General features: G+C 43.1%; 13 protein-coding genes and 1 pseudogene. 1 reads left to right on the top strand and 13 read right to left on the bottom strand.

Annotated elements, in window-relative coordinates:
* Nucleotides 1-34: 34 nt before the first annotated feature.
* The 5 genes from G3569_RS13935 to G3569_RS13955 all read right to left on the bottom strand — a co-directional run bounded on the left by G3569_RS13935 (nucleotide 35) and on the right by G3569_RS13955 (nucleotide 4968).
* Nucleotides 35-1138: a hypothetical protein gene (locus G3569_RS13935; RefSeq protein ID WP_205720212.1), complete on the bottom strand. Its 1104-nt coding sequence runs from the start codon at nucleotides 1136-1138 to the stop codon at nucleotides 35-37.
* Between the two features lie 89 nt (nucleotides 1139-1227).
* Nucleotides 1228-1929: an ABC transporter ATP-binding protein gene (locus tag G3569_RS13940; RefSeq protein ID WP_165270224.1), complete on the bottom strand. Its 702-nt coding sequence runs from the start codon at nucleotides 1927-1929 to the stop codon at nucleotides 1228-1230.
* A gap of 107 nt (nucleotides 1930-2036) precedes the next feature.
* A complete protein-coding gene (locus G3569_RS13945; protein ID WP_165270226.1) occupies nucleotides 2037-2402 on the bottom strand; it encodes a four helix bundle protein in 366 nt (121 codons plus the stop codon).
* 120 nt (nucleotides 2403-2522) lie between these two features.
* Nucleotides 2523-3743, bottom strand: coding sequence for an ABC transporter permease (locus tag G3569_RS13950; protein ID WP_165270229.1), 1221 nt, complete (start codon nucleotides 3741-3743; stop codon nucleotides 2523-2525).
* A 1-nt stretch (nucleotide 3744) separates the two neighbouring features.
* Nucleotides 3745-4968, bottom strand: coding sequence for an ABC transporter permease (locus G3569_RS13955; RefSeq protein WP_165270232.1), 1224 nt, complete (start codon nucleotides 4966-4968; stop codon nucleotides 3745-3747).
* Nucleotides 4969-5096: 128 nt separating this feature from the next.
* Here G3569_RS13955 and G3569_RS13960 point away from each other — a divergent pair.
* Nucleotides 5097-5449: pseudogene (locus G3569_RS13960) on the top strand (four helix bundle protein).
* A gap of 42 nt (nucleotides 5450-5491) precedes the next feature.
* Here G3569_RS13960 and G3569_RS13965 read toward each other — a convergent pair.
* The 8 genes from G3569_RS13965 to hisG form a co-directional block, all read right to left on the bottom strand.
* The gene (locus G3569_RS13965; protein ID WP_165270234.1) at nucleotides 5492-6250 is read right to left on the bottom strand and encodes an outer membrane lipoprotein-sorting protein; all 759 of its coding nucleotides are present in this window, start codon (nucleotides 6248-6250) and stop codon (nucleotides 5492-5494) included.
* A gap of 18 nt (nucleotides 6251-6268) precedes the next feature.
* Nucleotides 6269-6658 carry a DUF6768 family protein gene (locus G3569_RS13970; RefSeq protein WP_205720214.1) on the bottom strand — a complete coding sequence of 130 codons (390 nt, stop codon included), beginning with the start codon at nucleotides 6656-6658 and terminating at the stop codon, nucleotides 6269-6271.
* 16 nt (nucleotides 6659-6674) lie between these two features.
* Nucleotides 6675-7223, bottom strand: coding sequence for an RNA polymerase sigma factor (locus G3569_RS13975; RefSeq protein WP_165270238.1), 549 nt, complete (start codon nucleotides 7221-7223; stop codon nucleotides 6675-6677).
* Between the two features lie 1105 nt (nucleotides 7224-8328).
* Complete coding sequence (gene hisH, locus G3569_RS13980) at nucleotides 8329-8934, bottom strand: imidazole glycerol phosphate synthase subunit HisH (protein WP_205720215.1); 606 nt, start codon at nucleotides 8932-8934, stop codon at nucleotides 8329-8331.
* Between the two features lie 2 nt (nucleotides 8935-8936).
* Nucleotides 8937-9827 carry an imidazoleglycerol-phosphate dehydratase HisB gene (gene hisB, locus G3569_RS13985; RefSeq protein WP_165270240.1) on the bottom strand — a complete coding sequence of 297 codons (891 nt, stop codon included), beginning with the start codon at nucleotides 9825-9827 and terminating at the stop codon, nucleotides 8937-8939.
* Nucleotides 9827-10885 carry a histidinol-phosphate transaminase gene (gene hisC, locus G3569_RS13990; RefSeq protein WP_165270242.1) on the bottom strand — a complete coding sequence of 353 codons (1059 nt, stop codon included), beginning with the start codon at nucleotides 10883-10885 and terminating at the stop codon, nucleotides 9827-9829. The genes hisB and hisC overlap by 1 nt, the downstream gene beginning before the upstream one ends.
* 24 nt (nucleotides 10886-10909) lie before the next feature.
* Entirely contained in the window at nucleotides 10910-12199 is a 1290-nt protein-coding gene (hisD, locus tag G3569_RS13995) for a histidinol dehydrogenase (RefSeq protein ID WP_165270244.1), read from the bottom strand.
* A 90-nt stretch (nucleotides 12200-12289) separates the two neighbouring features.
* Nucleotides 12290-13171, bottom strand: coding sequence for an ATP phosphoribosyltransferase (gene hisG, locus G3569_RS14000; protein ID WP_165270246.1), 882 nt, complete (start codon nucleotides 13169-13171; stop codon nucleotides 12290-12292).
* Between the last annotated feature and the right edge of the window lie 100 nt (nucleotides 13172-13271).

Raw genomic sequence — 13271 nt, forward strand, 5'->3', positions numbered from 1 at the left:
ATAGAGTTCACAGTAAATTGTCTTAAAACTTTTATTAATACGACCATTTCAGGCGGAAGTAAAAAAGATTGGCCGCATCAGTTGCGTTCTTGAAAACCGATCCTTTAAGTAGTTGAGATAAGAGCAGAAGGTCTATATCATCGGTTACTGAGATGGATACTTGAGGAATAGTAATAAAAATGGAGCGATCGAAACTGCCCATAAATCCAAGGTTACCACTGACAAGAGGGTGCAGTTGATATGATCCATTAAGGAAAAAACCGGTTTTGGCTATAAACAGATTGTCAGCACTTGGGGGACGTACAAGAGTACTCAACGGCCTGCCTTTTGAATTATATCCACCATTATAGAGTAGTTCACCTTGTAGGTATAAACCGTTAGATAACATATAATCGAAGCCGGTAGTGGCCGTAAAATGTCCGGTATCTTCAAAGAACTGATCTTCAGGGTGGAAATAGGAGATCTCTCCTTTGAATCCGGCATCTCCGATGTAACCGGCCCAGCCGGTTCCCAAAGTCGTTTTGTCGAGATAATGTCCAGCGGTAAACTGTATATCATAATTTTCCCAGTTGGTGCGTATGATACCGCTTACTATGGATTCTTCCCAGCTATCACCAAGGCGGTAGCCCACTTCTATACTTGAAGCATAGCTCCAGTTATATTGAAGAGAAAGGGCATCAACACCGGGACGTTCTTCGTAATCAAAATCCAGGAAGGCGTAATTGTTAAACAGATCGTTGGGATTCCAGACATAGGTACGTCCCCAATTTATGCGCTGGCGGCCGGCATGGATCTCCCATGGGCCGTTGATATAGCTAAGATGCAGTCGGTCGATATTGGAGTGCATCAGGGATTGATCCGTAGCAAACCATACCCATGATAAGTCAAAATAGTTGGCATCATTTTCGTAGAACTGCTCCAGTCCGGGCGTGTTATTAACAGTATAGCCATTGAGCAGGCGGCTTCGCAGGTCGGCTCGGAATTCAAAATGTGTTGATAAATCCCACTCTGTTTCTAAGCGGTGATGGAGGATATTATCATAGCGAATGTCCGAAAAAGCATTATTTGTGGATATTTGGCCCAGTTCTTTTACGTATCCGTTTATATCCAGATCGAAGGAGGATTGTTGGGCTTTCACGGATTGAAATCCCAAAAGAAGTAGACAAATACCAAATAGTAAATGAATATATTTTATAGGGGAAATCATATTTTCGTTCATCTTATCTTTTAAGCATTTGGATGCTCTTCCCGAACGTCATCTTTGGCAATTTTACCATCCACAAGGGTAACAACACGGCGTGCGCGGTCAATAACGCGTTGGTCGTGGGTAGAGAATACAAAGGTCATATTTTCTTTTTCGTTGAGGTCAGCCATCATGTCCAGCAGGTCGGCTGTAGATACGGAATCAAGGTTTGCGGTAGGTTCATCAGCCAGTACAAAATCGGGGTTCGAGGAAAGAGCCCGCGCTACGGCTACCCGCTGCTGTTGCCCGCCGGAAAGTGCGGAGGGACGTTTATTAATTTTATCAGCGAGCCCAACTTCTTCTAATAAAGTCCGGCTTTTTTTATTGCACTCTTTCTGGGGACGTCCCTGCATCTGCATCACGAAAGCCACATTTTCAATAGCAGTAAGGACGGGAATAAGGTTATAGGCCTGGAAAACAAAGCCGATATGTTGCAGCCGAAAGTTAATAAGTTCGCTATCAGAAAGGGTGCTCAAATCAGTACCCTGTACAATAGCGGTGCCATCGGTTGGGGAGTCGAGTCCTCCAATAATATTCAAAAGTGTGGTTTTACCTGAGCCCGATGGACCTACTATAGCGGTAAATTCTCTTTTTTCAATTTTGAGGTCAACACCGTTGAGGGCATGAACCGGGACTTGGTCTTTATTATAAACTTTGGTTAAGCCTTTGGTTTCTATTACAGCCATAATTTACGGGTTTCGGGTTGTGTGTTATGTGTTGCGGGTTGTGTGTTTCGTGTTGCGGGTTATGGGTTGTGAGTTGCGAGTTTCGGGTTGTGGGTTAGGGTGAGGTGTTATGTTTTCCAGCTTGTTTCGACGTATTGGATGAAATGATTGATCTTGCGACCCAGTTTGTCGTATTTATCCAACAGTTCTGTTAATGGATCATCCGAAAAATGAATATCACTGATCATCTGTAATTGGCTGATGGTTTCATCACAGGAGGCGTGAGCAAAAATAAGAAACCTAATGAATTCCTTTTTATATCTTCTTCTTCCAAATCCTTCGGCAATGTTATCTTTGATACTTTTTGATGATCGCCGGATCTGACTTCCCTGTTCATATAATTCATACTTCGGCAAATCCATGCTCATTTTGTGAACCTCTAAGGCGTAATCATATGCCATGTTATATATCTCTAAATCTGTATGGCTCTTCATGATGGTTGTTTTTTTGTTTCGGGTTGCGGGTTATGGGTTACGGGTTGCGTGTTACGGGTTTTGGGTTGCGTGTTGCGGGTTTCGGGTTGTGTTGCGGGTTGCGGGTTTGCGTGAAACGCTTTAAATCTTTCGTATTGCTTCTACGGGTTTTAGTTTTAGTGTTTTCCAAGCGGGGTATAGGGCTGATAAAATAGCCGCTACACTGATAAGCAGGGTGATATGCCAATAGTAACTGGCATTTAATTTGGGATAGATTACGGTTTCCATGCCATAGGCGTTAAGTCCCTGGGCAAATGCGCTGAGGTCGATGCCCGTTGTTCCCAAGATCGAGACGGTGATCCAACTAAACAGTAAGCCCAGCGGAGTTCCGACCATCGTCAGAAAGAAGGTTTCAGAAAGTACCATCCCAAACAGGCGGCGTTTGTTCATCCCAATAGCCATAAGCATGCCGAGCTCGCGTGTGCGCTCCATTACGGCCATCAGCATGGTATTGATAATACTGAATACCAATGCAATAATGATGATGACCATAACAACGTACATCGATACGTCCGTCATACTAAAGACATATTCAAGTTCCGGAGCGATAGCAGCCCAGCTGGCGATTTTGAGATCCGGATAAGAGCCTGAAAGCTGTTCGGCCTGTTGGGGGGCATTGGTAAAATTTCCAAGCTTTAGTGTTATCTTATGAATAAGATCCTTTTTGCCCAGCAGGCGGTTTAGGTCACTTCGTAGTACAAACACATTTCTTTTGTCATATTTTGAATTAAAGGAATCGAAGATCCCCGCCACGCGGAAAGCACCTGCGGTAATATTTCCATCTACATCTTGGAAGCTGAGGACCAATTTTGATCGAAGGTCCAGCTTCAAACGTTCGGCCAGGGCTTTTCCAATAAGAATGGGATTGCGGTCTATGCTTTGAAGGAAATCGCCCTGTTTGAGATATTGGATGACAGGTGGTGGGCTTGTATGAGTTGTATCGACTCCATGGATAGTAACACCGTAGCTATTGGCCGCACTTTGTGCCAGGCCCGTTGATTGACTTTCATACTCAATTTGCTGGATATGCTTTTGCTCGGCCAGAGTATCTAACAGACTTTGTACCTCTTCAATATTGTACTTGGGATTAAATTGATCCCCGAACTGGGGATTTGTTATCTGGATATGACCGACTGTTAGATCGAGCTGGTTTTGCAAGTACCCCTGCGCCATGCTGTTAAAAAAGGCGGAGATAAAAACACCGGCCCAGATTCCCAGCAGTACGGCAATGATTACGACTCCACTGCGTGTTGGATTACGCCAAATGTTCTTCCATCCGAGTGTGATAATTTTTCGAATCATATCAGGACCTCATAGCATCAACAGGGTTCAACTTGGCGGCTTTAAGAATAGGGATGATGCTGAACAGCAGGGTGATTCCAAAGACGATAAGTGCCTGGCTGGTAAATATTTCGGGATCGGTAGAGAACTGTAGTACGGGCGTCATGTTATACTGCTCAACAGCCGAAGCCATAGCTCCCGAAAGATCGATGGGATTTACATTGAAGTACCAGGCAACGGGGATGCTCAGAAAGATGCCAAATCCTGCTCCCATTAGACTCATGATGAGTACTTCGAGAGATAGTATTTTGGCGATGGTGCTGCGCGGCGTACCTACCGAGAGCATGACACCAAATTCATAGCTACGTTCAGCAATCATCATCAGCACGGTGCCTAAAATGCCGAAGCCTACCACCATGTAGAGTACGAGAAGAATGATGATTCCACTGGCCCGATCCACTTTAATAGCCTGTTCTAGTTCCGGCATCATTTTTTGCCAGGTTAATACTTCATATTCACTGGCCGGTAACTTGCTCTTAAGGTAATCGGCCGTTACATCTATTCCTGTGGGATCTTCCAAGTTGAGCGCAATAGAAGTGAGTCGACCTTGGGCTGAAAATAGGTATTGGGCGGTTTCCAGGGGTAGATACACCAAACTGCTGTTCATATCGGGATTGGAAAATGAGACCGTTCCTTTAATAGGATAGAGGCCTGTAGCATTCATCCCGTGGTAGCCTTGGCCAATAAGAACCAGGCTGTCACCAACTTGGGCATTCAGTCGATTCAATAACTCTTGACCGATAATAGCTGCTTGTTCGTTATTTGAGGAAAAATAACTTCCCTGCTGCAAATTTATCTGTGGCTGGCTGAGCTCTTTTTCTGCCTCTACATCAATTCCCATAATCATAGCCGGTCGACTTTGTTGCCCGGTTGCTGCCAGCGAATACGATTCGATGCGGGGAATGATTGAGCTAATATTATCTTCCGATTTAATAATTTGATACAACGAATCGCTAACACCCAGACTGTTATTCAGAGTAGGGGTATCCTGGTAACCCTTTTTGTGGATTTGAATATAGCCGGAGAAAGTCCCTACCGTATTTTCGAGCATATTATCGTACTGTCCTTCCTGAGAGGAGCGTGTAATGGCTGATAAAAAGACGGCAACAACAATAGAGAGCGTTGTGATGATGGTTCTACGCTTATTCCTCCAGATATTTCGCCATGCTAATTTTATTGAAAGCATTTTTTCTAGTGGACAGTTATCAGTGACCCGTACACAGTGGTCATTGAAGTGAAAATTTATTTGTAAGGATGTACTCTTTTAAAAGGTCATACTATCTAAGTAAGGGATTTAGTTAAGAGAGAATATTTGTGGATAATAATCTTTACGAGAAGTCACAGGCATTTGCTATTAGGATTGTCAAGGCATATCAACTTTTAAAGGATAAAAAGCGTGAGTTCGTCTTATCAAAGCAGCTTCTACCAAGTGGTACTAGTATTGGAACAAATATTGCAGAGGCAAATGGTGCTATTTCAAAAGCTGATTTTTCAGCTAAAATTTCAATTTCATATAAAGAGTGTTTAGAAACAAAGTATTGGTTAATCCTCCTGGGGGTACTAACTTTATCGATGAAGAAACACATGATAGTATATTTAATGATGCCGATGAACTGGCAAGAATTCTATTTTCCATTTTGAAGAAAACCCGTATTGATCCGAAGTAACTTAACGATTTTGTTACTGTAAACTGATAACTGTTCACTGTTTTAATCAACACGTTTCATATTTTGAATGCTAAAGAATCGCTCATCAATATCAGTATTGAAGGCGATATCCTCGTAAAGCAATACCGTCTTTTGGTCTTTTTTATTCATAGGAATCATCTCCATTTTTGTTGGGATGGTTCGTCCATTCATGTTCTTAATTCTTGAGCCCTCCATTACCTTAATCAATTTTCCATCCTCATTATAAAATTCGGTACGCAGCTGCAGATACTCTTGTTTGGATATAAAGCTGATTAGTTTTCCCCACACGACGGGGGCCTGGGGTTTGGGCGTCATTTCAATTTTATAGCACTTATAATCACTTATAGTACTGTCACCGGCCATTGTATGGTTATAGTCAGTAACAATGGAAGATTCTTCCACCAGGTCGTTATTGGAGAAATCCGATCCCATCCAGGATTGACTCATCATCGAGGGGGGCATTTTGATCGTTCGATTGATATTAGGCAGCCAGTTCCAGATCTCATTCTCTCGTTTTAAATAAGCTGTACCCTCGTCGCGGGCCGGGGCCGTCACAAGGATGAGGCTGTAATCGGTACCCAGGCTCCAGGCCTTCATTGTTACTTCGCGCTGCCAACTTGGGCGTACAATCTTCATAGTTATTTTAGCGCGTGAACTTTCTCCCCGCATTTTCTTGTCCGCTTTTTGGACAATATCAGTAGCATCTTGGGCCTGTAGCATCGTTACGCCACTGAATAATAGTACACTTATTACAAAACAATACTTTTGTATGAACTGCATAATGGAGCACCCGTTTTATTATTCATTTGTTATTCTTTCTGTCAGCATAGCAATTTGAAATTCCAGTCTCTTAACTTCTCGCAGTATAGAATTTTTATCCATCTGCATCCAGTGCCAGAGCTTAATCATAGAGCCAAAAGCCAAGGCAATAAATAGGACCACTCCATATCGTATTATTTCTGTTATACCTTCCACTACAAATAGTTTATAGCCACAATAGAAGCATAATACTACTACGATGGTATGGACTATGGACATCAAGATGGCAACCCAGCCCAATTTGCCGGTATAGAGATCTCCCCACATTTTGAAAAGGCTTTTTTCTTCGAGGTTATTATAGAACTCAGCCTCTTCCTTATCCAGTGATTCTGTAATTAACTTATCGATTTCTTCCTCTTTCATCGTCATGGTTAGTTTCTTTTAGTTATGAGATAATCTGCTTTAATTTTTCACGGGCATAAAACAAGCGAGACTTAACGGTTCCCTTCGATATTTCAAGCAGGTTACTGATTTCCTTTAAACTCAAGTTATCAAGGTAAAACAGCTCAAGCACGATCTGTTGTGTGGCCGGCAACTGTTGGATACCTTCTTGTACCTTCTTTAACTTTTCATCGGAATAATCAGTTGCTGCCTGCTTCTGTTCTGATTCAGTTTCACTTTTAAGAGTTTGGGCATGTTTGGCACATTGCTGCTGTTTTCTTATCCAGTCGATAGCTTTTCTTCGAGCGATACTTAGTGCCCAAGCCTTAAAACTCACTTTCAGCTCTAATTCAGAGAGCTTCTTGATAATGATATACCAACAATTTTGGGCAATATCGTCAACAGGATCTTGTTCCCGGATTTGATGATATATTGTTTTCTTCATAATCGGATGGAAGCTCCTAATAAGCGTTTTCAATGCTTTTTCTTCCCCGTTTTGAAAACGTTGAATCATCTCTTCATATGATTGTTGTTTATCCGTAGTATCCATCATTCATCTATATAGTCGAATGAGAAGTAGGAAGGTTCAATATTTTTTTAAAAACTCTTGATTCGAATGAGTCCGCAGCAAATAGTATCCACTGGGGACTTTAAAGTCAATCTGTAGACTTGGTTATCTCTTGATGAGTTTTTTTTGTGGCGGGTGACCAGGGACGGTAGGTCGATGCTGCCAATTCGAAGGCTGAACTATTTTTTACTTCATCAAATAAAAGCAATGTCATCCTGAATTTATTTCAGGATCTCAGTGAATAAGGCCGCGTAGGCTCTAAAAGGCAAGCACCTGCTTACAGTAGTAATGTAGAGGGCACGGAAACCGAAGGAGGCGCAACAGGATGATCACTTTGTCCTTTTACTTATAGTGCAAGCATCCCGCTCGTGCTATGCTGTAGTTAATAATTGCGAGCAGCAAATAAGCCACAGGTCATTTCGAGCCGCCGCAAGATGGCGATAAATCTCATTCACATGGTTTGGCTCCCTTTTGCCCCCCTGATGTTAATGTTGGTTTAAGAATTAAAAGCAGTCTCCCTTTATTAGTTCGCGAAGTGCACTGAAGCCATACCTTCACTTAAAAACTTCGACAGAGTTCACCTCGGCGTAGGTGTGCGTAGGATCTAAAGGGAACTGTCAGATAATTGTATTGATAGCAGATCGAGATATCATCTCGATCAACATATTTTTTAAATCCTCTCCTTACTTCCCAAAGCTCATCCATTTTAAGAATATAAAACACGTGTCATCTTGAATTTAGTTCAGGATCTCCTAAAAGAGGTTCCCATAATGGACCAAAAATTAAGCGTGGGCATGTGTAGTATCCCTCATACATCAGCCAGTTATTACAGGGAGATCGCTACGTTCCGTTTCATTCCTCTTGCGATGTACAAGCGTTGATAGGGTGAGGAAAAGTCCTCCTTTTGGCGCTATTAGTGAAGGAGCGGAGAATGGGAGCTGAAGGAGGTGTAGGAAGATGATCCCAGTGAACATTATCAATAATCTGCCAATAGCGCGAGTGTCTCGTACCTGTTATGCTGACTCACCCTTAGTTCCTCCTGCTCGCAGGGAGGGAAACTTTGTTTACAAGTCACCCAAAACAGATCGAGCTATTCACTTCCAGAATGCACATAGGATAGGAAGTTTTGTAATAGCAATGCCCCGGCCTTTCCCGATTTTTCCGGGTGAAACTGTGCTCCCATATAATTGTCTTTAGAGACTACGGCCGTAAAATCCTGTATATAGCAACAGCTGGCCAGAGTATATTTATTAACTGGTGCAAAGTAGCTGTGCACATAATAGAAATATTCTGATGTGTTAAAGCTGCTCACCAGGGGATGGCTGTCATCAACATCGGTAAAAGTATTCCATCCCATATGCGGGACTTTTTCCTTTGAGGAATCAAACTTTCGTAATCGACCGGGAATAATACCCAATCCCTCGGAATCACCTTCTTCCGATGATTCATACAGCAGTTGCATCCCCAGGCAGATGCCCAGCACCGGCTTGTTGGTCTTTTTCAACCACTGGTCCAGGCTGTTTTTTTTGAGTGATGCCATTGCCGGTTCTGCATGACCAACGCCCGGAAAAATAATGCCATCAGAATCGTTGAGTTCATCCGGATTATTCGTAATGATATGAGGCTCATTGAGGCGCTTGAGTGCATTCGATACCGAAGCTAAATTACCGGCTTCATAATTGATAATTGCGATCATTATTATAGTAAGTCTTTAGTACTGGGTAAAATGTTAGCATTACGTTCGTTACGGCTTATGGCTGCACGCAGGCACCGGGCAAAAGCTTTAAAGCAGGCCTCAATTTTGTGGTGATCATTTTCACCCTCAACTGAAATGTTCAGAGTTGCTTTGAGATTCATAGCCAGGGAGTAAAAAAAGTGTTCCGTCATTTCGGTTGGGAAATCTCCAACATATTCACGGTTCAAGGTGCCGTCAAAGACGAGATAGGGGCGTCCGGAAAAATCCAGTGCTACCGTTGCCAATGTTTCATCCATAGGCAAGGCGAATCCATAGCGTTGTATTCCCACTTTATTTCCTAAAGCCTTGCTAATGGTTTCTCCCAGCGTAATAGCAACATCCTCAATGGTATGGTGTTCATCGATTTCAAGGTCACCATCACACGAAATTTCCAGATCTACCAATCCATGTTTGGCGATCTGTTCCAGCATGTGATCAAAAAAACCTAAGCCTGTATCGATTGAGCTCTCACTCGTTCCATCGAGATTAACACTGATGGAGATATCGGTTTCGGAGGTAGTGCGCTTAACGGTAGCCTTACGCGTAGGAAAGCATATTTTATTGCTTAGTGAAATCCAGTTCTTAGCAGATTCCATTTCAATCCCCTCTGCATCAATAGCTTTCAACTGACTATCGTCAGCAATAATTTGTAAATCAACTTCATCAGAACTAATACCGGCTGCCGATATTTTCTCATTATCCAGCAGGTCCACTTCTAATGGTGAGAGTGTATCAGTAATAAAAAAGAGTGTATGGTCTAGCTGCTGTAGACGTTTTAGGCCATATAAAGCCCCGGGCCATAATAGTTCTGTATCGGAACCTGTTAACGCTTCTGTTGATATTCGAATGTTCATTATGCTATCTCCTTTAAAGCTGTAATTAACCGTTCATTTTCATCCGGAGTTCCTACTGTGATGCGCAGGCAGCTATCGCAATGTGGTTCGTTGCCACGATATCTAACAATGATATCCCGTTTAGCCAGTTGTTGGTAGATGGTACGGGCATTATCTATTTTCACCAGCAGGAAGTTTGCATCACTGGGATAGATATGTTCTACGTGGTTGAGCTCTTCCAACTTATTACGCAGCTGCTTTCGTTCCTTTTTAATGGCCTCAATATGAAATTCTACTGTTCTCCAGTTTTCTAATCCTTCAATGGCCAGTTCCGCGGTTGGTTTATTAATATTGTAGGGGGCCTTTACCTTCATCATATAGTTGATGATCTCTTCTTGGGCATAACTTATACCCAGCCTGATTCCTGCCAGTCCCAGAGATTTCGACATCGTTTGCAGTACTACAAGGTTGGGATATGTTGCCACATGCGATGCCCAGCTTTCTTGATCACTAAAGTCGATATACGCCTCATCAACTACTACAATACCGGGAAACTTTTTAACCAGCTGTTCAATCTTATCGGCTTCAAAGGTGTTACCGGTAGGATTATTGGGGGAGCAGAGAAACAAGATCTTTGTTTCCGGGGTTACGGTATCCAAGATGGCTTCTACCCGAGGTTGGAATGTTTCTTCATCCAGCAGTACTTCGTCAATGGCAATATCATGGATATTAGCAGATACCGTGTACATGCCATAGGTCGGAGGTACGGTCAATACGCGATCTTTGCCGGGTCTGCAGAAGATCCGGAACAGCAGGTCAATCCCTTCATCACTGCCAACCCCTACAAAGGTGTTCTCCTTTCGAACACCGCGCCATTCTGCAATCAGTTGTCTCAGCTTTTTTTGGGATGGATCCGGGTAGCGATGCAAGTCGCTTTCATCAGTAAAAGGAGCACCCAGGCTATTCTCATTGGCATCTAACAGTAGTCCCTCTTCAAAATCTTCGCGGGCACTGTGGTAGGGGGTAAGCTGTTGAATATTAGGACGAACAAAGCTTTCAATATTGAATGAACTATTCATTGTCTAAAAGAAGTAATAGTTAATTTATTTGTTGATATCGGCAAGACGGATAGATACTGCATTTTTATGAGCCTGTAACTGTTCCAGATCAGCAAGTTTTTCGACAGTGGGTCCCACATTCTGCAAACCTTCTTTCGAAATTTGTTGTACCGTGATCTGTTTGATAAATGAATCCACAGAAACTCCGCTGTACATACGGGCATAACCATATGTTGGTAACGTATGGTTGGTACCTGAGGCGTAATCACCGGCACTTTCAGGCGTCCAGGGGCCCAGAAATATTGATCCGGCATTCATAATATCTTCTACCAGCTGATTTGGTTGCTTAGCCTGAATAATCAGGTGTTCTGGGGCATATGCATTGGAAAATGATACAGCCTCACCCAGAGATTCAGTGACTATGCTGAAGCTCTTTTCTATTGCTTTCCGGGCAACTTCTTTACGCGGCAGTTCCGCAAGTTGTTGGTCCAATTGCCGTTGACAAGTTTCCAGGTCAAAACCCTTTGTTGCTGCCAACACCACTTGGCTGTCTGCCCCGTGTTCGGCCTGCGATAACAGATCGGCAGCAACAAACACCGGATTCGTTGTTTCATCAGCAATAACCAGTACCTCTGACGGACCGGCCGGCATGTCGATGGCTATTTGTGCCTCACTGTTTTGCAGAATCATTTTAGCTGCCGTTACATACTGGTTACCGGGGCCGAATATTTTATCCACTTTTGGAACCGATTCTGTACCCAAGGCCATTCCTGCCACGGCTTGGGCTCCACCGGCTTTGAGTAGGTGTGTTGCCCCGATTTTCTGTGCAATATAGATGATCTCATCAGCTACTGTGCCATCTTGTTGAGGCGGGGTAGCTACCACTATGGTTGAACAACCGGCCAGCATTGCCGGAATGCCCAACATCATCAGGGTAGAGGGGAGGATAGCGGTACCTCCGGGAATATAGAGACCAACTCTTTCGATTGGTCGTGCTATACGTTTGCACTGCACGCCGGGCATGGTTTCTACCTCCAGCTGCGAGGGGAGTTGGGCTTTATGAAACTCATAGATATTATTGAAAGCAGTATCTATGGCTTTTCTGATATCATCGTTCAAACGAATATCCTGATTCTGTGGGTCGATGACCAAGGGATCGGGTGTAACGCCATCGAACTTCGCAGAGAAATGATTGATCCCATTGTCCCCTTCCTCTGCAATACCTTGGATGATCGGCTCTACCTGTCCAAAGACAGATGTAAAATCCATTTTAGGACGCTGACAGAGTTGCTTCAGGTCATCCGTAGCTAATTTATTATATATGTAAGATTTCATGGTCTTTATTGTCCGGTCATTATTATGGGTAAGAAGTGAAGAGCAAGAGGTAGCGATATGCTTTTCACTTCTCGCTTTTTACTCATGAGATTACAATATCATACTTTCAATAGGTAGAATTACAATTCCACTGGCTCCCTCTGCTTTGAGCCTTTCCATAACAACCCAAAATTCATCAATAGGGATGACCGTGTGGATGGCTACCATACCGTTATCGGCAAGAGGCATTACCGTAGGACTTTTAAGCGAAGGAATGATCTCCTTGATTTTTTGTACTGAATCTTGCGGAGCATTCATCATAATATACCGGCTGCGTTCGGCCTGCTGGTGCCCGTCCATGCGTTGCAGGAATTTGTCAATCAGCTTTTTCTTACCAGGCGATAATTTTTTATTGGTTTGGATGAGTTCCGTTTCTGACTCCAGTATTGTTACCAGCTCTTGCAAGCCGTTGGCTTTAAGGGTATTGCCAGTTGATACGATATCACAGATAGCATCGGCAACTTCGAGCCTGGGTGCTATTTCAACGGCACCCGAAATCGTTACCACATCTGTGTTAATGTCTTTCTCTTCAAAGAAATCACGGGTCAGTTTAGGATAGCTTGTAGCAATAGTTTTGCCTTCAAAATCATTTACTGATTGAATATCGCCATCTTTGCGAGCGGCTAAAGACAGACGACATACCCCATAATCGAGTCCCCGGAGTACGGTAACATCCGCACCTTTTTCTTGTGTCTCATTAGCACCTACAAATCCGAGGTCACAAACCCCATCTTGTACATATTCGGGAATGTCATCATCTCGAATAAGGAGCAGTTCAACATCAAAATTTCGGCATTTAACCAAGAGGTTACGTTTATAGTCATCAAATCGGAGTCCTATACCTTTGAGCAGGTCAATAGTTTTATCGGTTAGACGTCCAGATTTTTGAATAGCAATACGTAGAGAAGTATTAGAGTCTGCAGTGCGTTGCATAACAATGAGATATAGTAATTTGTTGTTGGGAAAAAGTGCTAGGAATAATAAGAGACGGGGTAGCCTAAGCTACATATAAAGATGCTATCGACGGTAGGAA

The organism is Fodinibius halophilus (assembly GCF_011059105.1).
In the GTDB taxonomy this organism is placed as follows: Bacteria; Bacteroidota; Rhodothermia; order Balneolales; family Balneolaceae; genus Fodinibius; species Fodinibius halophilus.